The organism is Luteolibacter sp. Populi, assembly GCF_040801775.1.
Taxonomy (GTDB): Bacteria; Verrucomicrobiota; Verrucomicrobiia; order Verrucomicrobiales; family Akkermansiaceae; genus Haloferula.
Window position 1 is genome coordinate 6,420,377 of the sequence record NZ_CP161812.1, and the last position, 25,856, is coordinate 6,446,232.

Sequence of the window (25,856 nt, forward strand, 5' to 3'; positions counted from 1 at the left end):
ACCCGAACACCTGAAGCCTTCACTTGCAAGATCATGGCCACCCTTGAGACCACCGTCGACGGACTGAAATTCGCCAATCCCTTCGTGATCGGCTCCGGCCCGCCTGGCACCAACGTCAAGGTGATCAAGCGCGCTTTCAAGGAAGGCTGGGGCGGGGTGATCGCCAAGACCGTGAGCCTCGATGCCTCGAAGGTGGTCAATGTCGGCCCGCGCTATGCCAAGCTCATGGCCGGCGATGGCAAGGAAGTGATCGGCTGGGAGAACATCGAGCTGATCAGCGACCGCAAGTTCGACATCTGGCTGGATGAATTCAAGGAGGCGAAGGACGAGTATCCGGACGGCATCCTGATCGCCTCGATCATGGAGGAATACAACAAGGACGCCTGGTGCGAGATCGTCGAGCGCTGCCAGGCCGCCGGGGTGGATGCCTTCGAGCTGAATTTCTCCTGCCCGCACGGCCTTCCCGAGCGGAAGATGGGCGCGGCGATGGGCCAGGACCCGGCGATTCTGGAGGAAGTCTGCGGCTGGGTGATGGGTGCCGCGAAGATCCCGGTGTGGGCGAAGATGACGCCGAACATCACCCACATCGAGGAACCGAGCGCCGCGGCCCTCCGCGCCGGCTGCCAAGGCGTCTCCGCGATCAACACGATCCGCAGCGTCATGGGCGTGAATCTCGATACCCTCCGCCCCGAGCCGACGGTAGAAGGCTACACCACGCCCGGCGGCTATTCGTCGAAGGCGGTCAAGCCGATCGCGCTGCGGATGGTCATGGAGATCGCGCAGCTCATCAAAAAGGATTTCCCGGGCCGCTCGCTCTCCGGCCTCGGCGGGGTCGAGACCGGTTCGGATGCCGCGCAGTTCATCCTGCTCGGCAGCGATACCGTGCAGGTCTGCACCGGTGTCATGAAATTCGGCTACGGGATGGTGAAGGATCTCAACGCCGGCCTCCTTTCCTTCATGGAGAGCAAGGGCTTCGAGACCATTTCCGACTTCAAGGGCCTGAGCCTGCCCTACTTCACCACCCACGCCGAACTCGTCCGCATGCAACTCGCCCGCAAGGCCGAGGAGGCCGCGGCCAAGGAACGCGCGGACATGGTCAAAAGCGATGCCGAGTGGGATGGCGATGATTTTGTGAAGCAGTCGGACGCCTTGGCCCGGAAGCCGAATTCCTAAAGGCAGGCGTCTCGAGGCGGGTTCCGAAGAACGGGAGTCTTTCAGAGAACGGCAACGCCGTTCCCTAGTAGAGCCCCAGGTTGCCGCGACGCAGGAGCGGCAACCTTGGGAAGGGCCCCGCATATCCACCAACCCCGCAGGGGTTGCCTCGGGCCGGACAGAACCGGGAATTCCCCGCGACGACCAGCCCGAGGCAACCTCTTCGAGGTTGATGAACCCTGCCATCCCACCCCCGGGTAGGCCTGCTGCCAACCACGGGGCTATAAGAGGCAACCTCTTCGAGGTTGTTAGAGCTTCGCCGCACTATCCTCGTCGACAAAGAGCCGCGCATTCCCATGCCGTCGCAGGATCGTGGAAGGATGCTTTTCCGAAACCTCGTCTGTTAGAGTGTGCCGCACCGCCTCCGCCTTGTGGCTGGCCGGGACCATGCAAAAAATCTCCGGTGCTGCCACCAGCGCGGGAATGGTCAGCGTGATCGCCAGGCGCGGCACCTGCTCCAGCGTCTCAAAGCACCCCTCGTGGACCTGCTGATCCCGGCTCGTCTCGTCCAGTTCCACCAGCTTCACCAGCACCGGATCCCCAAAGTCCGCGACGTGGGGATCATTGAAAGCGATGTGGCAATTCTCGCCGATGCCCATGCACACGATGTCGGTAGGCTGCTCCTTAAGAAGAGCCTCATAGCGCCGGCATTCCGCCGCGGGGTCGGCGGCATTGCCATCGAGGTAGTGGACCGCACCGAAAGGGACGCGGTTGAATAGCCGGGCTCGCAGGAAATTCCCGAAGCCTTGTGGGGCGTCGCTAGGCAGACCGACATATTCGTCCATATGGAAAGCATGAATCCTCTCCCAGACGATCCCCGGCTCAGCGATCAGGGCCTCAAGAAATTCATTCTGAGAAGGAGCCGCCGCGAAGATCATACACACCACCGCCTGGCTTTCCTGAAGCCTTCGGATGGCAGCGGCAGCTTGGGATGCGGCGGCTTCACCAAGGGCCGGGCGGTCCCGATAAACGCTGACCTTGAGCTGATCGACCGTGGTTTCGCGAAGAGGAGAGGACATGGTGTGATGCTTATTCGCCATGGACGACCTTGCCCATGACGATGGTGGTACGGACTTCGAAATCCGCGTCGAAGATGGCGATGTCCGCATCCATCCCGACGGCAAGCGAGCCCTTGCGATCCGCCACGCCCATGATCCGGGCGGGCGTGCTGCTGGCCATGCGCACGGCTTCCATTAGCGGAACCTCGCCGAGCTGCACCATGCTGCGCAGCGCGCGGTTCATCGTAGCCACGCTGCCGGCGAAGGCGCTGCGATCCGGCAGCTTGGCCACGCCGTCTTCCACGATCACGCGCAAGCCGCCATCCAGGGCCCCGAGCACGCTCTCTCCCTCGGGCATCCCGGCGGCGCGCATCGCATCCGTGATCAGCGCAATCCGGCCCGGGCCCTTGACCTTGTAAACCAGCTTGAGCAGGGGCGCGGGAACGTGAATGCCATCGCCAATGACCTCCACATCCAGATCGAGCAGCAGCGCGCTCTCGATCACCCCGGCATAGCGGAAAGCATTCCGCCGCGTCACCCCGGACATCGCCGACCACAGATGGGTCACCAGCGAGTAGCCGTTCTCATAAGCTGTTAGGACATCATCGTAGAGCGCATCCGTATGAGCGATCGCGGCGAGGATGCCCTTCTCGCGCAAACGCCGCCCGAACGCAATCGCACCCGGCAGCTCCGGAGCCGCACTCCAACGGGCGATGGAAGGGGAGTGGGCCAGGATCGCCTCGTATTCCTCCGGATCGGGATCGCGGATGTAGCGCGGGTCCTGAGCACCCCGCTGACTCAGCGCGAAGTAGGGGCCCTCCAAATGCATGCCGAGAAAGCCCGCGCCACCGCTGTTCGCTCGGTGTGCAATTTCATAAGCATCGAGCACCTTCAGTAGATCCTCTCGCTCCGCCGTCAGGGTGGTCGGCACCATCGCGGTCGTCCCATGCTTCGCGTGCATCGCGGCGATCCGCAAAAAAGCCTCCGGCGTGCCGTCCATGAAGTCATGCCCGCCGCCACCATGGACATGGAGGTCGATGAAACCCGGCGATACGTAGCACCCCGCCGCATCGATCACCCGCGCACCCGGCACATCAACCGCACCCTCATGAACGCCGCGGATCTTCCCGTCCTCGACCACGACCGTGCTGTCGCGGAGTTCGCGACCGGGCGTGATGACGGTGCCGTTGGTAATCTTGATGCGCATCTCGGAGCAGGCTACCCGCAACGCTGGCGGTTTCCTGCGAACGGTAAATGCGGATTTTCTCCCGCGATCCCGCCCGCTTCAGCACCCGATGTATTTAGACGGCACCTCAACGATGTCGGAGGGCTTCAACGTGACAGTCTTGTTTTCGTCCTTCCGGAGATCGTATTCCTTCGTCTTGCCGTCACGGATCAACTTCACCCGGTTCATCGCCCCGAATTCCGTCGCCCCGCGCGCCATCTGGACGGCGGTATAGAGCGTTAGCTCCTTCGTATACTCCACAGGCCCCGGCGCGCGGACCTGGCCGCCGACGGTAACAATGGGACGCGGCTTCTCTTCAGCGTGCAGCGGAGCGAGGGCGAGCAATGAGATCAAGGCAAAGGCTTTCATACGCCCGCCTTTTACCATTTAGCTTTGTGTTGCAAAGTGAAATCTTCACGGTGCCACAATCGCCCCATAAGATTCCGGACGGCGGTCGCGATAAAACTGCCAAGTATTCCTCACCTGCTCGATCATCTCCAAATCCAGATCCGCCACGATCAGCTCCGTCTGATCCCGGCTGCCGACAACGATCATCTGGCCCCGCGGATCGCAGAAATAGGACTGGCCGTAAAATTCACCGATCGCCCACGGCTGCTCCGTGCCGACCCGGTTGATCGCACCGACGAAATAGCCATTCGCCACCGCGTGCGCCGGTTGCTCCAACTTCCACAGATACTCGCTCAGCCCCGCCACCGTAGCCGAGGGATTGAAGACGATCTCCGCGCCGTTCAGGCCGAGGCAACGGGCACCTTCCGGGAAGTGGCGGTCGTAGCAAATGTAGACGCCGATCTTGCCGACTGCCGTCTGGAAGACCGGGTAGCCGGTATTGCCGGGGCGGAAGTAGAACTTCTCCCAGAAGCCGGGGTGGCAGTGCGGGATGTGGTGCTTGCGATACTTGCCCAGATAGGTCCCATCGGCATCGATCACCGCGGCGGTATTGTAATACACGCCCGTCTGCTCGACCTCGTAGATCGGCACGATCAGGACCATCCCGAGACGCTTGGCCGTCTCCATCATGAGCTGCGTGGTCGGTCCCTCCGGGATCTGCTCGGTGATGGAATACCAGCGCGTCTGCTGCTCCGCGCAAAAATACGGTCCATAGAAAAGCTCCTGCAGGCACAGGACCTGCACACCCTGCTTCGCGGCGTCCTCGATCAGCGCCATGTGGCGGGCGATCATGGCCTCGCGGATCACGCCCGGATCGGCATCGCCGGGGTGGGTCGAGGAGGACTGGATGAGGCCGGCTTTGACGATTCGGGGCATGGCGTGGGTCGGTTAAGGTCTTGCCGGGACGGCACGGAATCCGCTAGAAAAGCGAATGGCATGCCAATCCGCATGCTCTTGAAAATCATGAATGGAGCCGCGGAGCAAGCATGCCCCCTGTATGTCGGGGGAAAATGGAAGGAAGTGGCGGGCAACGGCAGCAGCACGGTCTTCAATCCCTCCCGCGGCACCGCCATCGCCACCGTCCCGATGTGCGGCCCCGCCGAGGTCAATGAGGTGGTCGCCGCGGCGAAAGCGGCCTTCCCCGCTTGGCGCGACACCCCGCCGAATGAACGCGCGCAGGTCCTCTTCCGCGTCAAAATCTTGTTAGAGGACGCCTTCGAGGATCTCTGCCTCGGCATCTCCACCGAGCACGGCAAGACCCTCTCGGAAGCCCGCGGCGACCTGCGGCGGGGGATCGAGGTGGTGGAATTCGCCTGCGGCATCCCGACCCTGCTGATGGGCGAGTCGCTGGAGAATATCGCCCGCGGCATCGATTGCCACACCGACCGTCACCCGCTCGGCGTCGTGGTCGGTATCTGCCCCTTCAACTTCCCGGCCCTCGTGCCGATGTGGATGTGGCCGATCGCCATCGCCTGCGGGAATACCTTCATCCTGAAGCCGAGCGAAAAGGTGCCGATGACCATGCAGCGCGTGGTGGCTCTGCTCGAAAAAGCGGGCCTGCCTCCGGGCGTGCTCAATATCGTCCACGGTGGCCGCGAGTGCGTGGACGCTCTGTTAGAGCATCCCGATGTCGCCGCGATCTCCTTCGTCGGCTCGACCCCGGTGGCGCGTGAAATTCACCGCAAGGGCTCGCTCGCCGGGAAGCGCGTGCAAGCCGCAGGCGGCGCGAAAAACTTCGTGATCCTGATGCCGGACGCCGATGTCGACCGGACCATCGAGGCGGTGAAAGACGGTGCCTTCGGCTGCGCCGGGGAGCGCTGCATGGCCGGCTCCACCGCCGTCGCCGTCGGTGATGCTGGCGACAAACTTTTGCCCGCTCTCGCCGAACTGGTCGGCGCGATGAAGGTCGGCCCCACCGACATCCGCGAGACGCAACCCGACATGGGCGCGGTCATTTCCGCCGAGCACCGCGCCCGCGTATCCGGCCTCATTGATGCCGGCGAACGCGCCGGGGCAAAGGTCCTAACAGACGGTCGCAAGACCAAGGTCAACGATGCGCCCGATGGTTACTTTCTCGGCCCGACCGTCATCGACCAGGTCGCCCCGGACAACCCCCTCATGCACACCGAAGTCTTCGGCCCGGTGCTGGCCGTGCTACGCGCCAAGACCCTCGACGAAGCAATCGCCCTGGCGAACCAACAGACCTTCGGCAACGGCGCGGCAATCTTCACCAACTCCGGCAAGGCCGCCCGCGAATTCCGCCGCCAGGTCAGCGCCGGCATGGTCGGCATCAATGTCGGCGTGCCCGCACCGCTCGCCTACTTTCCCTTCAGCGGCTGGAACGATTCCTTCTTCGGCGACCTCCACATCCAGGGCAAGGAAGGCGTCGAATTCTTCACCAAGCGCAAAACCACCACCACCCGCTGGTTCTCCTTCGGCGACGGCGAAGTCTGGGCAAAGTGAAAGTCGATGAGCACCGACCCATCAGCTCCCGAACAATGCCTGTCCCCCGGGACCGTGGAGGCTCCGCCCGCAGAATGTTCCCCGGCAGCACGGCCCAAAGACGTGGATCGCAATCGCCAGCAAGGCCTTGGCTCCCGCTCCAAGCCAAGGCATCGAAACAATGCCTGCCCCCCGGGACCGCGGAGGCTCCGCCCCGCAGAATGGTCCCCGGCAGCACGGCCCAAAGACGTGGATCGCAATCGCCAGCAGGGCCTTGGCTCCCGCTCCAAGCCAGGGCATCGAAGCAATGCCTGCCCCCCGGGACCGCGGAGGCTCCGCCCCGCAGAGCGGTCCCTAAGAGCTCATCTCCATCGGTGCTCGCCCCCGAGAATCCGCCGTTTTCGTTCCATCCGCTGATCACTGCTCACTGATCACTCGGCACTTCTTCCCTTCCCCATGACCCTCCTCATCCGCAACGGCGACATCATCACCTCCTGCGAACGCCGGACCGCCGACATCCTCTGCGAGAACGGTGTGATCACCGCGATCGGCCACCACCTTCGTGCCCCCGAAAGCGCGGAAGTCATCGACGCCACCGGCAAGTACGTCTTTCCCGGCTTCATCGATCCGCACGTCCACATCTACCTGCCCTTCATGGGCACCTTTTCGAAGGACGATTGGGAGAGCGGCAGCAAGGCCGCGCTGATGGGCGGCACCACCACCCTGATCGAGATGTGCTGCCCCTCCCGCGCGGAGGACCCTCTCGAAGCGATCCGCCTCTGGAAGAGCAAGGCCGCCGGCCTCGCCTCCTGCGACTACACCTTCCACGCCGGCGTCACCCGCTTCGACGAAACCACCACCACCGCCCTTAAGGCCGTCGTGGCAGAAGAGAAAATTTCCTCCTTCAAGGTCTTCCTCGCCTACAAGGGCGCCTTCGGAATCGAGGACACCGAACTCTATCAAACCCTCGCCCTTGCCAATGAACTCGGCGTAGTGGTCACCGCCCATTGCGAAAACGCGGACCTCGTTTCCGAGACCCAGAAGAAGCTCGTCACGGAGGGCAAGACCGGCCCGGAGTGGCACGAACCCTCCCGCCCTGTCACCGTCGAAGCCGAGGGCTGCCACCATCTCATGACCTTCGCCGAGATGACCGGTGCCGAGGTCTACGTGGTCCACACCAGTTGCCAGCCCGCCGTCGAAGCCATCAAGGCCGCGCGGGAGCGCGGAGTGAAGGTCGGCATCGAGACCGTCGCATCCTACCTAACCCTCGATAGCAGCTACGCCGAGAAGCCGGACTTCGAAGGTGCGAAATACGTGATGAGCCCGCCGATCCGCGCCAGGGAGCACCAGGACTATCTCTGGCAGGCCCTCGCCGATGGCACCATAGACACCGTGGCCACCGACCACGCTCCTTTCGACTACGCCAGCCAAAAGCACATGGGCCACCCGGAGGCGGGCAAGGCCGTCGATGCCAGCTTCAAGCCCACCGGCAAGCCCGCAAACTTCACCCTGATCCCGAACGGCATCCCCAGCGTGGAGGAGCGGGTGAAGCTGCTCTACACCCAGGGCGTCGTCACCGGCCGGATCGATCTCCACACCTTCGTCCGCGCCGCCAGCACCCGCGCCGCCGAGATCTTCGGCCTCTATCCGCGCAAGGGCGAGATTGCCCCGGGCAGCGATGCCGACCTCGTGATCTGGGACCCTCAGTGGTCCGGGATCATCTCCGCCGGCACGCACTCCATGGCCACCGATTACTCCGCCTTCGAAGGTTGGCCGGTCCAGGGCCGCCCCGAGACCGTCACCGTCCGCGGCAAGGTCATGGTGAAGAACGGCGCATGGTGCGGCGAGAAAGGGTGGGGGACCTTCCTGCCCCGCGAGCCGAAGGCATGATCTAACAGCATGCACCAACCCCGCCACGACGACAACCTGACCAACGCCGACCTCGCGCCGGTGCCGCTGGAGAAGCGGACTTGGAACTGGTGGAACTACGCCGCGCTGTGGGTCTCCATGGCGGCCTGCATCCCCACCTACATGCTCGCCTCGTCCTTGATCGATGGCGGCATGAACTGGTGGCAAGCGGTTCTCACCATCTTCCTTGGCAACGCGATCGTGCTGGTCCCGATGCTCCTGAACGCCCACGCGGGCACGCGCTACGGGATTCCCTTCCCGGTCTATTGCAGGGCCTCCTTCGGGATCCTCGGGGCGAATGTCCCGGCACTGTTGCGGGCCTTTGTCGCCTGCGGCTGGTTCGGCATCCAGGCCTGGATCGGCGGCGAGGCGATTCACAAGATCCTGTCGATCTTCATCCCGGCCTTCGCGGGCGGAACTCCCATCGGCGGCCTCGGTATCACCCCCTCCCAGCTCGGCTGCTTCCTCTTCTTCTGGGGCATCAACATGTGGGTGATCCACCGCGGCATCCACACCATCCGCGCCCTGCTCTCGATCAAGGCCCCGCTGCTGATCATCCTCGGGGTCGCGCTGCTGGTCTGGGCCTATCAGGCTGCGGGCGGCTTCGGCGCGATGTTCGCGCGGCCTTCGGCATTCGATCCGGGCCAGCCAAAGGCCGGGCAGTTCCTCGCCTTCTTCATCCCCGGTCTGACCGGCATGATCGGCTTCTGGGCCACGCTCTCGCTGAATATCCCGGACTTCTCCCGCTACGCCCGTTCGCAGAAGGACCAGATCGTGGGGCAGTCGATCGGCTTGCCTCCCACCATGGCCCTCTACTCCTTCATCGGCGTTGCCGTGACTTCCGCCACCGCGGTCATCTACGGCAAGACCATCTGGGATCCGGTCGACGTGCTAACCCGCTTCACCAATCCCGTGGTCCTCATCGTCGCGATGCTCGCACTCTGCATCGCCACCCTTGCCACCAACATCGCGGCCAATGTCGTCAGCCCGGCCAACGACTTCGCTCACCTCGCGCCGAAGAAGATCTCCTTCCGCACCGGCGGCTTCATCACCGGGATCATCGGCGTGCTGATGATGCCATGGAAGCTCGTGGCCGATCCGAGCGGCTACATCTTCACCTGGCTCATCGGTTACAGCGCCCTCTTAGGTCCCATCGCTGGCATCATGATCGCGGACTACTTCGTCCTGCGCGGCAGACACCTCGAGCTCGATGAACTCTACCGGACCAACGGCATCTACCGCTACTCCAAGGGCTTCAGCCTCGCCGCCCTGGCCGCCTTCGTGTTGGCCGTCCTCCCGAATCTCCCGGGCTTCCTAGTCCACATCAAGGTAGTCGACGGCGCGAATATTCCCGACTGGCTCGAAACCCTCTATCAGCAGGCTTGGTTCGTCGGCTTCGGCCTGGCCTTCGTCCTCTACATCGTCTTCCGCAAGATCGCTCCGGTGAAGATCTCCACCACCGCATGATCCCTCTGCCCTAAGCCTCTTCACTCAAAATTCGACGTTCGATGTTGGACGTTCGATGTTCGATGTTCGTTTTTTCCCTTTAACCCCATGCCACTCCCGCCCTTCGACTACACCCCGATGCTCTATGACGGCCCTTCCCCGGAGGAAGTCCTCGCCCTGCGCAAGGAGCACGTCAGCCCCGGCATCTTCCACTACTACAAGAAGCCGATCATGGTGGTCGAAGGGAAGGGCCAGTACCTCTTCGACGAGAAAGGCCGCCGCTACCTCGATGGCTTCGGCGGGATCGTCACGGTGAGCGTCGGCCATTGTCACCCCGATGTAGTTGCAGCAGCGAATCTCCAGAACGAGACGATCCAGCACACCACCACAATCTACCTCCACCCGAACATCGCGCTCTACGCGAAGGAACTCGCCGCGAAGATGCCGGGCGATCTGAAGGTGTGCTACTTCGTGAACTCCGGCTCGGAGGCGAACGACCTCGCCCTGCTGATGGCCCGCGCCTACACCGGGAACTACGACGCGATCGCCCTGCGCAATGCCTACCACGGCGGCAGCCCCTCGGCGATGGCCCTGACCTCGCACCACACTTGGAAGTTCAATGTGCCGCACTCCTTCGGCGTCCAGCACGCGCGGATGCCGGACATCTACCGCGGCCCCTTCGGCAACGATGACCCGGACGCAGGGAAGAAGTATGCGGCGGATGTGGAGGACCTCGTCCGCTTCGGTTCCTCCGGGAAGATCGCGGCCTTCATCGCCGAGTCGATCCAAGGCGTCGGCGGCACGGTGGTCTTTCCAGACGGCTACCTCAAGCACGCCTATGAGCACGCACGGGCCGCAGGAGGACTCTGCATCGCGGACGAAGTCCAAGCCGGCTTCGGCCGCACTGGCACCCACTTCTGGGGCTTCGAGACGCAGGGCGTGATCCCCGACATTGTGACCATGGCCAAGGGCATCGGCAACGGCTGCCCCCTGGCCGCGGTGATCACTACCCCGGAGATCGCCAAGACCTTGGCGACCCGCATTCACTTCAATACCTTCGGCGGCAATCCCGTCTCAATGGCCCAGGGTCGCGCGGTGCTGAAGGTGATCGAGAAGGAAGGCCTCCAGGCGAATTCACTGAAGATCGGCGCCCATCTAACAGCAGGCTTCAACCGCCTGGCCGGGAAGCACTCCCTCATCGGCCAAGTCCGCGGGCTCGGCCTCATGCTCGGGGTGGAGCTGGTGAAGGACCGCGCCACCAAGGAACCTGCGAAGGAAGAATGCGCCGAGATCTTCGAGCGCTGCAAGGACCTCGGCCTCCTCATCGGCAAGGGCGGCCTCTGGGGCAATACCCTCCGCATCAAGCCCCCCATGTGCATCACCGAAGCCGATGCCGACTTCATGCTCGAGGTGATCGACGAGGCAATGAGCGGAGTGTAGCTGGCAGTAGAAGGGTTCGGTCCACCATGGCTAAAATCCGGGGATTCCCCGGGACTGCTTTTGTCCGGTCCGTCCGATATGAAGCCCTTCATATCGGACGGACCGGACAAAAGCAGCCTCAGAATCCCCGCCGCCGGTGCCAGGGGCTGGTGTCCGGGGTCAGCAGCCAGTCCAGCGGCCTGCCTGACAGATCGAAGGTCGTCGCCAGGTCTTCCAGCAGGACCAGCGAGGCCACGGCGTCGTAGAGGGCATCGTGCCAGCGCTTGCCCGGAATCATCGCCGCCACCTTGGCCGCGACACCGCGGGCTTCGCAGAGTGCGGAGAGAGAGTGGTCCGGCAGCTCGGGCCAGGCGGCGCGGGCCAGCAGCAGGGTATCGACCCAGGGGCCGAAGCCGTGGCCGGGGAAGGCACGCAGGAAGCGCTTCTCGGTGCCCTTGCCGTGCGCCACCACCACCGCTCCGGCGAGGTGGCGCTTGATCTCCGGCCACAGGGCGAGCAGTCCGGGCGCGCCGGCCAGATCCTCATCGCGGATGCCGTGGACCTTGCGGGCGGACCAGGTGATCGGCACGTCCGCGGCGAGGTAGGAGACAAAGGTCTCGCCATGGCCCGCGCCGGGAGTCCAGCCGGCCAGGCCGACCTGCACCGGCACGTCCGTCCGCCCGGGGGCCGCGCCCGCCGATTCGAAATCGATGGCCGTGAAGCGGCAGTCCCCGATCAGCACGCCGGAAGGGCAGCATGCCCGGCTGTCCGCCGCCACTGGAAAATCGGAGTGCGTCCCCGGTTTACGGGGCTTGCCAAGGTGGGATTGCTCGGGGAATGTCCCGCCCCGCGAATGCCGGACCGCCGCACACCACTTTGGCTCTGGCCGAATCTCCTGAGTCTCGACGCCCCAGCCGTCGCGATCGTCTGGCTGCTGATGTTCCAGAAGATCTGGGTGCAGTACCTGTCCTGGGGCTACCACGCATCGCTCTTCCTCGCGGTCTGGGGGATCTACATCCTCGACCGGATCCTCGATGTGAAGATGCTGGCCCCCGGGGATTCGCGCCTCGGGCCGCGCCACGAGTTCCACGAACGCCACGCCAAGGTCATGGCCTGCGTGGCGGTGGCGGCCCTCATCGGAGCCGCGATCATCGCGGGCTTCGAGATCTCCTTCGGCCCCTTGAAGGACTATGGGAAGCCGGTCATTTTCCTGGTGGTGATCTTCTTCTCGCTGACGATCTTCTCGAAGCAGGACCGCGAGATCCCGCACCTGCGGAATCTCTTCGCCGGGCTGGCCTTCGCCTACGGGACCGCGATGGGCGCGCACATGTGGTCCTGGAAGCCGGGGATGGTCGATCTGATCCTGCCGCCGCTCAATCTTGCGCTCTCACCGGAGATGCTCGCCTTCGCGGTGCTGTGCACGCTGAACATCTCCGCGATCCACTTCTGGGAGCACTCGCGCTTTTCCGCCGATGTGGAGGAGGGTGCGGCGAACGACCTGGCGCTCAGCGTGCCGCTCACGGTGCTGGCCGCAGCCTGCATCGGCCTGGCCGTGATGGATGCCGAAAGCCGTAGCCGGCCCTTCTACTACGCGGTGCTAATCTCCTCGGCCCTGCTCTACGTGCTGAACCGCTTGCGCAAGAATTACTCGCTGGATGCGCTGCGGGTGATGGCGGATGCGGCGATGATCGCGCCGCTGCCGGTATTCCTGGTGCTCATCAATTCCACGCAGGTCTAGGGCAAGCGGCCCGTGCCGATTTCCTGCACCGATCCGCTGGAATGAGTCCAAAAACCTGGCCCGGGCCCCCGCGTTTCGGGATCGGACTTGCCGCCCCGGGTCGGGGCCATAAGCTTCCCCTTCCCATGTCAAAGGCACTCGACATCAAACGTCCGGCATTCCTCATCCTCGGCGCACCCGGGTCGGGGAAGGGGACCCAAGGCAAGGTCATCGGCTCGATCCCGCGCTTCTTCCACTGCGCCTGCGGCGATGTCTTCCGCTCCCTGGACACCCGCACGGCCATCGGCCAGCGCTTCGTGCACTATTCGAGCCGCGGCGAACTGGTGCCGGACGAGCTGACCATCGAGCTGTGGAAGGCCCAGGTGGACAACTGGCGCGAGTCGCACGTCTACAAGCCGGACATCGATTTCCTGGTGCTCGACGGCATCCCGCGGAATGTCGCGCAGGCCGAGATGATCCAGAACTTCCTGGAGATCCACCAAGTCTTCCATCTTTCGTGCCCGGACCGCGAGGAACTGGCCCGGCGCATGCGCAAGCGGGCGCTGAAGGATAACCGGATGGACGATGCCTCCGACCGCGTGATCCAGCAGCGGATCACGACCTACGAAGAGGAGACGAAGCCGATCCTGGAGTATTTCTCGAATGGTCTGGTGACCGACATCGATGCCACGCAGCCGCCCGTGAAGGTGCTGCACGACATCATCGGCAAGATCGTTTCGCTGCCCGTCTTCAAGGAATCCGCCCAACACATTGCCTGAGCTGATGCCGGATGACGCCCGCGTGATCTTCTTCGGCAGCGGTGAGATCGCGATTCCTTCCTTCCGCCGCCTGATCGAGTCCGGGCCGCGCCCGCTCGCGCTGGTCACCCAGCCGGACAAGCCGGCGGGCAGGCATCGCGAGCTCACGCCGCCGCCGATCAAGCGGGTGGCCCTGGAAGCGGGGATCCCGGTGCTCCAGCCGGAAAGCGTGCGGGACGAGGCCGGTCTGGCCGCCCTGCGCGAGCTTGCGCCGGACTTGATCGTGGTCATGGCTTACGGGCAGATCCTGCCGAAGGCTTTGATCGCGATCCCGCGGCTCGCTTGTATCAATCTCCACGCCTCCCTGCTGCCGCGCCACCGCGGGGCCTCCTGCATCCAGGCGGCGATCGACGAGGGTGACAGAGAGACCGGGGTCACGGTCATGCATGTGGTGGCAAAGCTCGATGCGGGGGATATCATCCTCGCCCGGTCCATCGCGATCGGGGAGGGGGACACCGGTGGGATGATTCACGACCGGATGGCGGATCTGGCGGCGGAAGCCTTGGCGGAGGCGTTGCCGGCGCTGCTCGCGGGGACCGCGCCGCGGGTTCCACAGGATCCTGATCTCGCGACGTATGCGCCGAAGCTGGAGCGCGATCAGGGACGGCTTGACTGGACCTGGGATGCCGGGCGGCTCGCGCGGCGGATCCGCGCCTATGAGCCTTGGCCCGGGACGTGGACGGAGATCGTCGACGGGGGGAAGGTGAAGCGGATCAAGATTTTCCCGGCGGAGGTTGGGGAGGGGGATGCGGGCTTGCCTGGCGTGGTGTCGCTGGTGGAGACCGGGGGGGTGAGGGTGGCGTGTGGGAACGGGTTTCTGGAACTGGGGGAGGTGCAGGTGGATGGTTCACGGCGGATGGCCGCGGCGGAGTGGGCGAGGGGGTTTCACGGGCGAGAGCTGCCGGGGTTGAGGTAGGGGGGCTTGAAGATCGGGCTCCAGAGTCGCCATCCGCGGTGCTGCTGCCGCGGATTGCTTGTATAGAGATCGACGCGCCAGCGCCCGGGAGCGCGGGGGCACTGCCCCGCAGAATGTCCCCGGCTGCCTTGGGCATGGAGAGCTAGGCAGCCAAGCGACGGCGCTATCCACCACCTCCGCGCGATGGATAGCGCTGCTATGGACCATTCTGCGGGGCAGTGCCTCCGCGGTCCCGGGGGCAGGCATAGGGCGGGACCTGATGGGGGTAACGGGCAGGGCGGGCTGCTTCAGGCCACGGCGGCTGTCGGGAATGCCCCGACGCAAAAACTCCCGGGGACACCTGTTAGGGCATCTCCGGGAGTTTGGATCAATCTACCGCTCCAGCGCGGCGCTCAGGCTCATTCGGTCCCTTGGACGCGCACGAACTTGCGGGCGCCGGTGACCGGAATCACGGCCTGCTTGCTGACGTAGCCCGGCACATCTTGGAACTGATTGTCGGTGATGATCGCCGTGCTGGCGGGCCATGGGTTTTCCATGGTGGTGCTTTCCTGGAGGACATAGACGCTGGGGCTGTTCGCGCGCTGGTTCCAGCGGATGATCAGGTTGGTGCCGTCGTCCTCGAACTGGGCGAGCGAAGCGTTGCCTGCGATCGGCGAGGTGCCGAAGAGGAACTCGTCGAGGTTGGTGAAGCCGTCGGTGTCCGGGTCATCGCTGCGGTCGCGGTCGTTCACGTTAGGGATCACCGCGGACCATTGGTCGTAGGTCACCGCCGGGCCGACCGTCACTTCCAAGGTGCCGGTACCCGTGATGCGCGGGGTCTGGATGATGCCGGGCGTAGCGTTGGTGGTGGATCCGTAGATGCCGGGTTCCACCGTCGTGCCGTTCAGCGTGAGCTGGCCGACGAGGTCCAAGTCCGAGTGCTGGAGATTCAGGGTACCTGTCGCGTCGATGACCACGTTGCCCGAATCCGCGAGGGTCGCGGTATCCAGTTCGAGCACGCCTTCCATCACGCGGGTGGTGCCGGTGTAGTCCTTGAAGCCGACCAGTTGCATGGTCCCGGGGCCGGTCTTGGTGAGCGGCGAGGGATTGGAGTGCACGTTCCTCAAGTTCGAGTTGACGATGAGATCGGGAGCGACCGAATTCGTGACATTGGCGACTTGGAAGGTCGTCCCGGGCAGGCCGACCGATCCGAGCGAGACATTGGCATTCGGTCCGGTTCCGGAGGTGGAAACCACCGAGGGATTCGAGCTGACCCCGCCGACGACGACCGTTCCGACGAAGGTCATGTTGGTATTGAAGCCGCCGATGCCGCTGCCGGCGGTGACGTCAACCGTGGCGCCGTCGAGGTTGAGGTTGGCGACGAAGGCGATGTTGGTGCCCTCACTGCCCCAGAGCGCACCGCCGGGTTCGATATTGATGGTCGGCGCGAACTGCGGCAAGACGGGCGATTGGCCCAAGGGAGCAACGCCGCCGACTCCGACCCTGGCACCGCTCTTCACGGTGATCACGTTGGAGGGATGCATCGGTCCGGCGACGCAGAACTGGCCCGGGCCGTTTCCGTCCCCGGTGTTCGGGCCGGTGGTGTAGAACTTCAGGGTGCCTTCTTCGATGACGGTGCCGCCGGTGTAGCTGTTGGCGTTGGCGATGCCGCTCTCGTTGACCAAGCTGACCAGGCCGGGTCCGGTCTTCACGACCTTGCCGTCACCCAAGATGGTCCGGGTGAAGTTGAAGGACCCGTCGAACTGCAGGATGGCGGGGCTGTTGATCGTCACGTCCGAAGCAAAAGTGGAATTGCCGGCGGTGAAGTTCAGCTTGAGCGCGCCCTGGTTGATGGTGGTCGGGCCGCTGTAGCCGAAGGCTTGCACCGTCGTAACGTTGCGGAATTCCTGGGTGCCGACGCCGTTCTTGATGAGGGAGACGGCGCCGCCGCCGTCGCCGTTGCGGATGAGACCGAAGAAGCTGTGATCGGTGGCGGTGTCGAGGGTCAGGGTTACGGGACCGGCGACCACCCCGGGGTAATCCGGCAGGGCAATCTCGTCATTCTGGATCAGGGGAACGCGGTTGGCAGGCAAGGGCGCGCTGTCGAGACCGGCGAGCGTCTGGCTGAAGCCGCGGAGATTGAGCTTCGACTGGCGGGAGTCGCCATTCGCGAAGCTCAACACGCTGCCCGTGCCGAACTGGTTGCTTGCGCCCATGTTCAGGAAGACATCCGCGGTGGCATTGCCGATGGTGAGGTTACCACCGAAGGAGGTGCCGCTGAGGCTCGCGGCGTTGACCCTGCCCGCAATAATCGTGGAGGCACCGTTCGAGGTGTTGTTTCCGGTCACGGTCAGGGTGCCGATGCCGGACTTGTAGAGCCCGAGCCCCGTCTGGGTCAGATCCCGGGCCAGGGTGAAGGCTTCGGCATTGTTGATGCCCAAGGCGGAACCCGGCTGGAATCCACCGAGGGCGAGCGTGCTGATGTCGGTGTCGGTGAATTCGTTGAAGGTGCCGACATTGAAGGCGAGGGTGCCGCCCGCGGCGACGACGAGATTGCCCGCGGTCCAGGAAGCCGTATTGCCATTGTAGAGCGAGGGGGGCTGGTCGAATTGAAGCACACCGCCGGAAACCGTGGTGACTCCGGTGTAGTCATTCACCCCGGACAGGATCTGGGTGCTGGTACCGGTCTTGGTGAGCCTGCTGGTCGTGCCGGCCGCGGCGGTGATGTCTCCCGCGAAGGTGGTGACCGAGCTGGTGTCGCCCACGGACAGATTGGTATTCACCGGCCCGGTGCCATTGCCTAGGATGATCGAGGAGCCGGAGATGCCGGAGATGCTGGCGACGCTTGGCGCGGCCGAGGTGAAGCGGACGATCCCGCCGGTCGCGACCAATGCCGCATTCTGGAGGCCGTTGTCGTTGGACACGGTGAGCGTGCCATCGCTGATCGAGGACACTCCGGTGAGCGCCGGATTGGCCGCGTTCAGAGTGATGCCGCCGTTGCCGGAGAGGGTCAGGCCGTTCGCTTCCAAGGCCCCGTTGAAGGCCAGGCTGCCGCTGCCCGACAAGGTGACGCCGGTGGTCGCGTGCACCGGATTGTTGAAGGTGGCACTGCCGTCTCCCGACGACGCCACGCCGAGGGTCACGGTGAGGAGTTGGCCGCCGAACGTGTAGGGCGTGGCGGCCGTATTGGAGAATCCCACGACCGCGGCGGTCAGGGGGGCGGGCAAGTTGATGTTCCGGTTGATCCCGGTGCCGTCGAAGGTCAGGGCCGAGAGGGAACTGAAATTGGCGGGGGATCCGTCGCTGGTTTTCTTCCAGTTGTTGTCCGCGCCGTCAATCCAGTTGGCACTGCCCACATCAATGGTGCCGCCTTTCCAAGTGAGGGCATTCGAGACGGGGGCCGGGGATCCCAAGGCGATGAATTCCCGGTAGCCGACATAGGAATTCTCCTGATGGCCGAAGCTGATCTGGACCGCGGCGACGCCGGTGGCGAGGAAGCCGGAGACCGGGGTGATGCGGACGTGGGTGGCGCTGTCGCCGGTGGTGTGGATCACCGCATTGCCGATCTTGATGAAGGTGGCGGGATTCGCCACCGTCGAATAGCTGACGGTGATGTCCTGATTGTCCCGTCCGCTGTTAGCCCAGGCGCAGTAGGAGTCGAACGAGGTCAGGTTGTAGCCGTTGAAATTCTCCGAGGTATCCAGGGGGAAGGTCACCGTGGTCATGTTGGCGGGGGCGACGCTGGTTCCGAAGTCGCCAGCAACGCCGACGCTATCGTCGGTCAAGGTCGACCAATCCGCGGAAGTGATGTCGCCATTGCCATGGTCATTACCCGCCGCGGAGGGAGGGTCGACGACCGTGGTGCCGTCCAGGAGATTGTCCCCGACCGGGAGGGTCCATTCATTGGTCGCGTTGGACTCGAGCAAGGTGGTCACGTTGGTCGGAACGGCCGTCAGCTTGAGCTCGCTGAGGCCGACGTAGCCGTTCTCCTGGGCGGCGAAGAGGAGCCTCACGGAGTGCACTCCGGAGGCCAGCACGCCCGTGGTATCGGTCAGGCTGGTGTGGGTGGAGCGGTGGAGGAATGAATCGCGATTGTCGACCGTGACGATATCGATGAAGGTCAGGGGATCCGCGACGGTCGAATACTGGAGGGTGAAGTTCTGGTTGCTGCGTCCGGTGTCGGCCCAGGTGGCATAGGCATCGAAGGTGGTGATGTCATAGCCGGCGGGCTGTGCCGCGATATCCAGGGGGAAGGTCACCGATTCGCCGTCGACCGGGGTGACGACTTGGCCGTTGTTGCCCGGGATTCCGAGGACTCCGTCCGTCAGGGTGGCCCAGAAGGGCGAGGAGCCTTCCTGGACACTCAAGGTGCCGGTGGCGGTGGTGCCGTTCAGCAGGTTGGGTCCCGTGGGGAGTGTCCACACGTTGGTGGAATTGCCCTCGTTGAAGTTCAGGACTTCGGCCGAGGCGGAGGAGAAAGTGAGAAGTGGTGCCACGCAGGCAGCGCAGATGCTCTGGGGGATGATACGATTCGTACTGGGCTTCATAAAGGTCTCTTGGGATCTTGCGGGTTCTAGAACGGCGCGGAGCGCCATCCGAAGGCGAGGTGTAGCCGCGATACCCGGATCGGGAAACCTACGGGTTTAGAGTGGGTTTCTGTACCTTGCTAATAATGAGTAGTATACGATTCGATAAACTTGAAAATCGTCACAATCTGGCTTGAATTCGGCCGGAATTTCCTAATAGGGCGGAGCCCGCAGCGCTGTTCCGGGTCAGGTTATGATAGGCCATGTGTTTTAGGAAGCTGTCGAAGACCGGCTATTTGCCTCGATTAAAAAGGGGGATGTAGACAGTATGGCTGTGATGAAAGTGCTTTTTACCCTGCTGGCTCTCGCGATGCCGCTCCCGGCCACGACCATTTCGGTGATCCCAATTTTCGAGCCGCTGAGCATGCACGGCACGGATGTGGATGATGGGATCACGGATACCGGCGAGGCGCTGCAGGCGACGGTCGCCAGCCGGCCGATGGCGCTGACGGGAGCCTTCCCGGAGGTGCTGGTGGACTCGATCCGGACGCCGCACAAATTCCCCAGCAACAATCCGAACTACAAGGTGGAGGAGGTCAATCTGCTGGTCCTCTGCAACATTGCCATCGCCGCCGAGATGGGGGAGGACGGCCTGAAGGTCCGCCTGAACGTGGCCAACCTGACCGTCCCGGAGGGTGTGGATCTCACCGCCCGCCAAGTCCTGAAGCTCGCGCTCGTGGCCATCCGCAAGACCTTGGAAGAGTATCAGAAGCCACAATCGGAGCCGCTGAAGGTCGGGATCACCCTGGAGGGCGTGAACGACGGCACCGCCTCGCTAAAGGATCTGGAGACCAACTACGCGCTGGGCGGGCCTTGAAGGGGATGGTGCAAAGTGCGGCCCGGGCGAGAATGCCGCCTTTTACCTTTTCAAACCCCGTGCGCGCTTGTTTGGATGACGCAACGCGACGCATCGAATGAGTTTTTCCGAGTCTTCCTCCCGCTGCTTCAAGAGAGCCATCCTGAAACTCAGCGGGGAGGCCCTGCGTGAACCCGGAAGCACCGACAATATTTCGCCCGAAATCGTCGAGCGGATCGCCAGGGAGGTCCGCGATGCCTTGGCACCGGGGGACTTGCAACTCGGGATCGTGGTCGGCGGCGGGAACTTCTGGCGCGGAGCCGCTGCCAGCGCCCGCGGCATGGACCGTGCGACGGCCGACTACATGGGCATGCTGGCGACGGTGATGAACTCGCTGGCGATCCAGGGCTCGCTGGAACACCACGGCGTGACCTGCGTGGTCCAGTCGGCCATCGAGATGAAGAACGTCGCGGAGACCTTCATCCGCCGGAAGGCCGAGCGCCACCTTTCCGAGCATCGGGTGGTGATCTTCGCCGCCGGCACGGGCAGCCCCTTCTTCTCTACCGATACCACTGCCGCGCTGCGCGCCAGCGAGATGGGTGCGGAGGTGGTCTTCAAGGCGACGATGGTGGACGGCGTCTACGATTCCGACCCGAAGAAGAACCCGGATGCCAAGCGCTACAGCCGCGTGTGCTTCCACGATTGCATCACCAAGCAGCTCAAGGTGATGGACTCGACCGCCTTCAGCCTGTGCATGGACAACCACATCCCGATCGTGGTCTTCGACCTCGCGCCGGTGGGCAATATCACCAAGGCGCTGCGCGGCGAGCAGATCGGCACGGTGGTGAGCGCCGAGTCGACGATCCTCGAGTGAATTGATTTCCCCTTTTTGACCATGGACCCGGAGACCGCTATTCTTGAAACCGAAGACACCATGGAGAAGGCCGTGGAGTACCTTCAGCATGAGTTCGCCACCGTCCGCACCGGCAAGGCCTCGCCCGGACTGATCGAGAACATCGACGTCCACGTGCACAGCTACGGCAGCACGATGAAGCTGAAGCAACTGGCGATGATCACCGCGCCGGAAGCCCGTCTTCTGGAGGTGAAGGTCTTCGACCCCGCGACCACCCAGGACGTCGAGCGCGCGATCCGCGAATCGCGTCTCGGCCTGAATCCGGCGGCCGCCAGTGCCTCCCTGCGGATCCCGATTCCCGAGCTTTCCGAAGAGCGCCGTATCCAGATGGTGAAGCTGGTCAAACAGCTGGCCGAGGAGGCGAAGGTCCGCGTCCGCTCCGCCCGCAAGGAGGGCATGGACATGGCCAAGAAGCTCAAGAACGACAACCTCCTGACCGAAGACGGCCAGAAGGATCACGAGGCGGAGGTCCAGAAGCTGACCGACAAGTACGTGAAGGTCATCGACGAGCAGGTGGTGGCGAAGGAGAAGGAAGTGATGAAGGTGTAAGCTGTCCCGGGTGGGCTAGGGGACACTGCCGCTCCAAGTCCTGGTTCCCGCGTCGAACTTCATCTTCCCCAGATTCGTCCGCGCGTAGCCGATGGCATCCTGCGGCTGCCCTGCGATCAGGCCGCGCAGGCTATCCTCATATCCGCTTTCGCCGCGGGCCGCCTTCTCCGCGACGAATTGGAGCGCAATCGCATCGCCCTGCCGTGCGGCCCAGCGGTCGAAGGGCGGGGTCTGCACCTCCCTGCGGTAAGCATACTTCCGCAAGCGCCAGCCTTGGCTGACGAAGCCCGCCCAATCGAAGCCGGGATACTCGCGAAGCCGCGGCTCGAAGGATGACAGGTCCCCCGGGAGTCGGGCTACCAAGGCCGCGATGTCCGCCGCAAGCGCCGGGTCCTTTTCTTCGATCAGGGCACCGAGCGAGACCGCATCGAGCGGCAGCCGTGCCTGGCAGAAGCCGCGCAGCAGCGGCATGGCCTCGGTTTTCCAACCTTTGGCGATGAAGATCTCCCCAAGCCGCGGCTCGGTGGTCATGCGCTCCAACAAGGCCGGCTTGTCGGACTCCGCCGCGTGCTTGAGGAGGAAGGACTTCACGAAAAGGTTCCACGCCGTGTCCGACCAGGGGTGCCGCGCCAGCACGTGTGGCATGCCCTCGTAAGGGATGGTCTCGCCCTTGGCCTTCATCGGCTCTCGCTTGTTCCAGTCCCGGTCGTAGTCCAAGCCGTTGAAGACCTCGGTGACTTCCCCGGCGATCCCGGGCGGGAGCGGCGGCAGTTCCTCTGGCTTGGGGTCACGATTCCGCTCCTCCTGCACTTCTTCCTTGGACGGGTCGTGGAAGAAGGGTGGCCGGGAGTAGTCATTGCCGAATGCCACGATTTCCAACTGCGGCAGCAGCCATTCCCAGTCCGGGTGCTCTTCCGGTGCCTCGTAGCTGCCGTCGCAGCGCAGCTCGAACACGGGGAAGGCCTCGAGCCGGTAGGTGGTCTGGCCGAGGCCGCCGCGCTGGCGGAAGGAATAGTGGTTGCCCGGAAAGTGCAGGAGCAGCGTGGGGGGCTTTGGATTCCGGAGGTTGCCCTGCGCCAGGGTCACGGCGATGTCCATCTCCAGTCTGTCGCCGCGGGGTTCCACCCGGAGGATCCGGAGTGCCACTCCTTTTCCGCGAGCCACGGCTCCCTCCACGGGAGCGAGGCGCAGAAGTTCGCGCTGGGGCGTGGTCTTCATTCCGCTCTCGAGGCGCCAGTAGGCGGAGCCAGTGTCATGGAATTTTACTCCGGCGGGGAGTTCCTCCCGCAGCGCGGGAAGAAGGATTCCGTAGCTGTAGGTCCCCGCACCGCTCCAGCTCATGCCACGCCGGCCTTGATAGAGATAGCGGGCCGTGAGGGGGTGAAGCCACGCCGTGAGAGCCAGAAGAGCGAGGATCCCGCAGGCGGCCTTCCGCGCCGGCCCGGGATCTTTTCCCCACAGAGCCCCGCCTATCGAGCGCACCAGGACCGCGGCCAAGGCGGGAACCAGCATGGCCACCAGCAGATTGTTCAGGAAGAGATCGCCCCAGACCCGAATATCCGGCTTGGTCAGCGCGGCGATCGCGACCAAGCGCGCCAGCAGCGATGGCAGGAGTGCCAGGGCGAGTACCGCGAAGGGAGCGGCCCAGACCGCGGTCCGCCCCAGCGGCCGGGTGCCCCAGCCGCCCTGGGTCAGGAAGACCGGCTCGGAGAGCACCAGCCGCAGGATCAGCCAGCAGGCGGCGAGGATCTCCAGCTTGGAATAATCCGGCACGATCCCGCGCGACCCGGAGCGCATGTATTCCAGCGGAGGCGGATTCGTGGCAGCTATCGCCACCACGGCAATGCTGAGAATCCAGTAGCCGAGGATCTCCCAGCGGAAGCGGCGGAAGGTGAGGCGGAAGGCATGCAGGAAGGATTTCATGGCAGGCGGGATCGGTGATGGTCTCAGGGGCTGGTGACCGGCAGCCACTGGCGGGCCAAGGGATCGAAGCGGAAGTCGGCGACCTGCCGCCCGGCCAGCGCGCCCAGCACCGCCCGCCAGTCATCCGGGGCACCGGGAAGCTGGATGACTTCGCGGAGGTACTCGGCACGGGTGCGGCGGTAGATGGGCTCGATCTTCTCCCAGTTTTCGAGGAGACGGGCGAGGGCCTGCGGATTGCCGTGTGAGGCGGGGATGAGATATGGGTAGATCCTGTCGCTCGGCTTTCTGTCCGCATAGGACTCTTCGGCCTCGCGGAATGTCCTGGCCGCCATTTCCGCCAGTCGTGGTTCGATTCCGGGCAGCAGGCGGAGACGTTGATAGGTTTCGAACCCAAGCTTCTGGTTTAGCAAGGCGGGATAGGTCTGCGGATCTTCCAGCTCCATCACCATCAGTTGGGTGAAGATATTGTTCGCCACCTCGTCCTCCCCGAGCATCCGGAGGATCTCCGGCTTGGCATCCGTGACCCAGCCACGGCGGATTAGCACGTCGGGGATCCAGTTTGATTGCGGATCCCGGTTTGTCGGCAGCAGGGCATCGATCACTTCCCGCTTGCGGTTTTCCGGGCATGCGAGCTCCAAGGCCCGGCCTTCCGGAGGGTGGGGCGGGGACAGGTTCATGCGGCGGCGCAAGATGCGGTCCATATGGCGGGGCACGTAGTCGGCGATGTTCCTGCCGCCCCAGTCTTTATCGAAGACCGCGTAGGAGAGCTTCAGCCATTTCTCGAATGCCTGCGGGCTCGTGGTGGCAGGGTCGGGACGGCTGTTAAAGGGCGGCGGATCGGAGTGGCTGCGGGCTTCCCGGTCCTGACCTTCGTGCGTGACGGTGAGGGGTAGGGGCGGGGTGCGGAGTTCTGCCTTCGCGGTGGCGAGGTATCTCCGCTTCACCAGCATGAAACGAGCTTGGTCGTAGCCCTTCAAGTCACGCTTGCCGCCCGAGGTCTGGCCGGTGTGGTAGAGGAAGCGGACCGCATTGAGGCCCGGAGCCAGCGTCATGGTGCCGGAGTGCGCGACCCAAGGCTGGCGTGCCATCGACTCGCCGGGGAGATAAATCACCGGCAACCAATCCTCGAGTGGTGTCGAGAGGCGGTTCATGCCGTGTTTCCCGGGGGCGACGTAGCAGAGATCCGCCACCGGTTGGTAGCCTGGCAGATCCAGCCGGCGGATGTGGAATTCGATGCCCTCCGCCTTCACGGTGACCGGCGCGCCCAGAGGCACATCGACGATCTTCTCGAGATGGACGACGAGGCCCTGTAGCTTCATCTCCAACTCGACCGGGGAAAGGTCCTCTGCCGCGATCGGCGTGAAGATCTCCCCGCAGATCCGGCTGTCCACCAGGGATGAGGGACTGTCCCAGCGGAGCTTGCCGCCTTCCGGTTTCACGATGGCAGTGAGAACATTTTCATCCGCCTCCCCTAGATAGATGCCATCCCAGCCGACAACCCGCTCATTGGCCGGAGTTTGGCTGAGGGTCCTGTCTCCCGCCTTCAGTGAGGAGCGCCCCTCCGGTCGCCAGGTCACATAGCTGCCGGGCGGCAGGCCGCCGGGCTTCAGCGGCAGCAGCAGGTTCATATAGGACTCGTCGTCAAAGCTTGTGATCGAGCGGCGATAGGGGCCGCAGCCGATCACGCCGCGATCGATCGAGGCTTCGAGGCTGCTGGTCTCTAGCTCCGGCCTCACCGTGGCGCTCCAATCCGGGAGCTTGGCCAAAGGATTTTCGCCACGCCAAGAGCGCATGGATAGATATGTGGTGAGCTGGCAGCCAAAGACGATGGAGACGAGGGCGATTCCCACCTTGCGCGCTCCGGACAGGTCCCGCGGTACCCGCAGCAGCAAGACTCCCAAGAGAATAACGGCCAGCCACAGGTTTTGGATGAAGGGAAAGAAAGAAGACTCCCCGATGGGTGTGAGCGGGTTCGAGAACCAGTCGGGACCGGGCCATAGGGCCATCATCAGGGCCCGCGGCAGCACCATGCAGAACAGGGCCATCCCGAACATTCCCGCCAGCCAGGTCCACCAACGGCCGCAGTAGGTGCCGAAGAGCATCACCCCGAGCAAGGCGGGGAGCTTCCTACCCGCGTGCGCGGCACCCATGCCAATGGCCTCTCCCCAAGCCACGCCATGAAGCAGCGCGCCGGCAAAGGCCAGCAGCCCCAGCGGTAGCACCAGGAAGACCAGCAACCCGGCGGCTTTCGCCAGGATGCTCTCCCGCCGTCTGACCGGCCGGCCTTCCGACCACATGCGACCGTGGAAGCCCAAGCAGCCCGCCACCAGAAGCACCGCGCCGATGCTCATCCGCCCGAAGGTGAGGAAGGACCATCGGGCGGTCTTCGAGACGAGCCCATGCTGGTCCAAGACGTCGTCAAACCCGGAGTTCCCGTGAGCGTAAAGCGGATCCTCCGATGGCGGCATGTCGAAGTCCCCGGGCGAGAAGCTTAGGGCCGGCCATGCCGCGAGCAGCAAAATCGCCCAGCAGGCGAGCAGCAGCCAGCGCAGGCGCCGCCAGTCGGTCTTCAACAAATGAGTGACGATGCGGAAGTTCATG

19 protein-coding genes are annotated in these 25,856 nt (G+C 64.1%); 11 read left to right on the forward strand and 8 right to left on the reverse strand.

The genetic code is table 11. The annotated features are described in order from the left end of the window. Positions 1–33: 33 nt before the first annotated feature. Positions 34–1,173, forward strand: a complete 1,140-nt coding sequence (preA, locus tag ABWK72_RS26135; protein ID WP_367872515.1) for an NAD-dependent dihydropyrimidine dehydrogenase subunit PreA — start codon at positions 34–36, stop codon at positions 1,171–1,173. A gap of 287 nt (positions 1,174–1,460) precedes the next feature. Here preA and ABWK72_RS26140 read toward each other — a convergent pair whose 3' ends face one another. The 4 genes from ABWK72_RS26140 to ABWK72_RS26155 all read right to left on the reverse strand — a co-directional run bounded on the left by ABWK72_RS26140 (position 1,461) and on the right by ABWK72_RS26155 (position 4,719). Continuing rightward, a complete protein-coding gene (locus tag ABWK72_RS26140) occupies positions 1,461–2,231 on the reverse strand; it encodes a glucosamine-6-phosphate deaminase (RefSeq protein ID WP_367872516.1) in 771 nt (256 codons plus the stop codon). A 10-nt stretch (positions 2,232–2,241) separates the two neighbouring features. Continuing rightward, positions 2,242–3,417 carry an N-acetylglucosamine-6-phosphate deacetylase gene (gene nagA, locus ABWK72_RS26145; RefSeq protein WP_367872517.1) on the reverse strand — a complete coding sequence of 392 codons (1,176 nt, stop codon included), beginning with the start codon at positions 3,415–3,417 and terminating at the stop codon, positions 2,242–2,244. Positions 3,418–3,495: 78 nt separating this feature from the next. After that, complete coding sequence (locus ABWK72_RS26150) at positions 3,496–3,804, reverse strand: polysaccharide biosynthesis/export family protein (protein WP_367872518.1); 309 nt, start codon at positions 3,802–3,804, stop codon at positions 3,496–3,498. A gap of 45 nt (positions 3,805–3,849) precedes the next feature. Next, entirely contained in the window at positions 3,850–4,719 is an 870-nt protein-coding gene (locus ABWK72_RS26155; protein WP_367872519.1) for a nitrilase-related carbon-nitrogen hydrolase, read from the reverse strand. Positions 4,720–4,806: 87 nt separating this feature from the next. On the opposite strand from ABWK72_RS26155, the gene ABWK72_RS26160 reads away from it, so the two are divergent. From ABWK72_RS26160 to ABWK72_RS26175, 4 genes are all read left to right on the forward strand, one after another. Continuing rightward, positions 4,807–6,306: a CoA-acylating methylmalonate-semialdehyde dehydrogenase gene (locus tag ABWK72_RS26160; RefSeq protein WP_367872520.1), complete on the forward strand. Its 1,500-nt coding sequence runs from the start codon at positions 4,807–4,809 to the stop codon at positions 6,304–6,306. A gap of 435 nt (positions 6,307–6,741) precedes the next feature. Beyond that, positions 6,742–8,175: a dihydropyrimidinase gene (gene hydA, locus ABWK72_RS26165; protein ID WP_367872521.1), complete on the forward strand. Its 1,434-nt coding sequence runs from the start codon at positions 6,742–6,744 to the stop codon at positions 8,173–8,175. A gap of 9 nt (positions 8,176–8,184) precedes the next feature. Further along, a complete protein-coding gene (locus ABWK72_RS26170) occupies positions 8,185–9,660 on the forward strand; it encodes an NCS1 family nucleobase:cation symporter-1 (RefSeq protein WP_367872522.1) in 1,476 nt (491 codons plus the stop codon). 87 nt (positions 9,661–9,747) lie between these two features. Then, on the forward strand, positions 9,748–11,079 hold the full coding sequence (locus tag ABWK72_RS26175) for an aspartate aminotransferase family protein (protein WP_367872523.1): 1,332 nt from the start codon (positions 9,748–9,750) through the stop codon (positions 11,077–11,079). Between the two features lie 118 nt (positions 11,080–11,197). Here the strand turns inward: ABWK72_RS26175 and ABWK72_RS26180 are convergent, their stop codons facing one another. Continuing rightward, a complete protein-coding gene (locus ABWK72_RS26180; protein ID WP_367872524.1) occupies positions 11,198–11,800 on the reverse strand; it encodes an exonuclease domain-containing protein in 603 nt (200 codons plus the stop codon). Between the two features lie 111 nt (positions 11,801–11,911). Here ABWK72_RS26180 and ABWK72_RS26185 point away from each other — a divergent pair, with 111 nt between their 5' ends. From ABWK72_RS26185 to fmt, 3 genes are all read left to right on the forward strand, one after another. After that, positions 11,912–12,796 carry a hypothetical protein gene (locus ABWK72_RS26185; protein WP_367872525.1) on the forward strand — a complete coding sequence of 295 codons (885 nt, stop codon included), beginning with the start codon at positions 11,912–11,914 and terminating at the stop codon, positions 12,794–12,796. Between the two features lie 125 nt (positions 12,797–12,921). Further along, positions 12,922–13,554: an adenylate kinase family protein gene (locus ABWK72_RS26190; RefSeq protein ID WP_367872526.1), complete on the forward strand. Its 633-nt coding sequence runs from the start codon at positions 12,922–12,924 to the stop codon at positions 13,552–13,554. 4 nt (positions 13,555–13,558) lie between these two features. Further along, positions 13,559–14,509 carry a methionyl-tRNA formyltransferase gene (fmt, locus tag ABWK72_RS26195; RefSeq protein WP_367872527.1) on the forward strand — a complete coding sequence of 317 codons (951 nt, stop codon included), beginning with the start codon at positions 13,559–13,561 and terminating at the stop codon, positions 14,507–14,509. A gap of 398 nt (positions 14,510–14,907) precedes the next feature. Here the strand turns inward: fmt and ABWK72_RS26200 are convergent, their stop codons facing one another. After that, positions 14,908–18,984 (reverse strand): beta strand repeat-containing protein, encoded by a 4,077-nt coding sequence (locus tag ABWK72_RS26200; protein ID WP_367872528.1) that lies wholly within the window; start codon positions 18,982–18,984, stop codon positions 14,908–14,910. Positions 18,985–19,351: 367 nt separating this feature from the next. On the opposite strand from ABWK72_RS26200, the gene ABWK72_RS26205 reads away from it, so the two are divergent. The 3 genes from ABWK72_RS26205 to frr all read left to right on the forward strand — a co-directional run bounded on the left by ABWK72_RS26205 (position 19,352) and on the right by frr (position 21,332). After that, complete coding sequence (locus ABWK72_RS26205; RefSeq protein WP_367872529.1) at positions 19,352–19,891, forward strand: hypothetical protein; 540 nt, start codon at positions 19,352–19,354, stop codon at positions 19,889–19,891. Positions 19,892–19,988: 97 nt separating this feature from the next. Next, entirely contained in the window at positions 19,989–20,744 is a 756-nt protein-coding gene (gene pyrH, locus ABWK72_RS26210) for a UMP kinase (protein ID WP_367872530.1), read from the forward strand. Positions 20,745–20,765: 21 nt separating this feature from the next. Beyond that, entirely contained in the window at positions 20,766–21,332 is a 567-nt protein-coding gene (gene frr / locus ABWK72_RS26215; protein WP_367872531.1) for a ribosome recycling factor, read from the forward strand. Positions 21,333–21,347: 15 nt separating this feature from the next. Here the strand turns inward: frr and ABWK72_RS26220 are convergent, their stop codons facing one another. Continuing rightward, positions 21,348–23,255, reverse strand: a complete 1,908-nt coding sequence (locus ABWK72_RS26220) for a hypothetical protein (protein WP_367872532.1) — start codon at positions 23,253–23,255, stop codon at positions 21,348–21,350. Between the two features lie 23 nt (positions 23,256–23,278). Further along, positions 23,279–25,855: a hypothetical protein gene (locus tag ABWK72_RS26225; RefSeq protein WP_367872533.1), complete on the reverse strand. Its 2,577-nt coding sequence runs from the start codon at positions 25,853–25,855 to the stop codon at positions 23,279–23,281. Position 25,856: the final 1 nt, after the last annotated feature.

Coding starts and splice junctions, on each gene's coding strand:
- ABWK72_RS26160 (WP_367872520.1), top strand. CDS start 4,807: ATGAATGGAGCCGCGGAGCAAGCATGCCCCCTGTATGTCGGGGGAAAA.
- ABWK72_RS26140 (WP_367872516.1), bottom strand. CDS start 2,231: ATGTCCTCTCCTCTTCGCGAAACCACGGTCGATCAGCTCAAGGTCAGC.
- hydA (WP_367872521.1), top strand. CDS start 6,742: ATGACCCTCCTCATCCGCAACGGCGACATCATCACCTCCTGCGAACGC.
- ABWK72_RS26185 (WP_367872525.1), top strand. CDS start 11,912: ATGCCGGACCGCCGCACACCACTTTGGCTCTGGCCGAATCTCCTGAGT.
- nagA (WP_367872517.1), bottom strand. CDS start 3,417: ATGCGCATCAAGATTACCAACGGCACCGTCATCACGCCCGGTCGCGAA.
- ABWK72_RS26175 (WP_367872523.1), top strand. CDS start 9,748: ATGCCACTCCCGCCCTTCGACTACACCCCGATGCTCTATGACGGCCCT.
- ABWK72_RS26155 (WP_367872519.1), bottom strand. CDS start 4,719: ATGCCCCGAATCGTCAAAGCCGGCCTCATCCAGTCCTCCTCGACCCAC.
- ABWK72_RS26150 (WP_367872518.1), bottom strand. CDS start 3,804: ATGAAAGCCTTTGCCTTGATCTCATTGCTCGCCCTCGCTCCGCTGCAC.
- fmt (WP_367872527.1), top strand. CDS start 13,559: ATGCCGGATGACGCCCGCGTGATCTTCTTCGGCAGCGGTGAGATCGCG.
- ABWK72_RS26220 (WP_367872532.1), bottom strand. CDS start 23,255: ATGAAATCCTTCCTGCATGCCTTCCGCCTCACCTTCCGCCGCTTCCGC.
- ABWK72_RS26205 (WP_367872529.1), top strand. CDS start 19,352: ATGAAAGTGCTTTTTACCCTGCTGGCTCTCGCGATGCCGCTCCCGGCC.
- preA (WP_367872515.1), top strand. CDS start 34: ATGGCCACCCTTGAGACCACCGTCGACGGACTGAAATTCGCCAATCCC.
- ABWK72_RS26190 (WP_367872526.1), top strand. CDS start 12,922: ATGTCAAAGGCACTCGACATCAAACGTCCGGCATTCCTCATCCTCGGC.
- pyrH (WP_367872530.1), top strand. CDS start 19,989: ATGAGTTTTTCCGAGTCTTCCTCCCGCTGCTTCAAGAGAGCCATCCTG.
- frr (WP_367872531.1), top strand. CDS start 20,766: ATGGACCCGGAGACCGCTATTCTTGAAACCGAAGACACCATGGAGAAG.
- ABWK72_RS26170 (WP_367872522.1), top strand. CDS start 8,185: ATGCACCAACCCCGCCACGACGACAACCTGACCAACGCCGACCTCGCG.
- ABWK72_RS26225 (WP_367872533.1), bottom strand. CDS start 25,855: ATGAACTTCCGCATCGTCACTCATTTGTTGAAGACCGACTGGCGGCGC.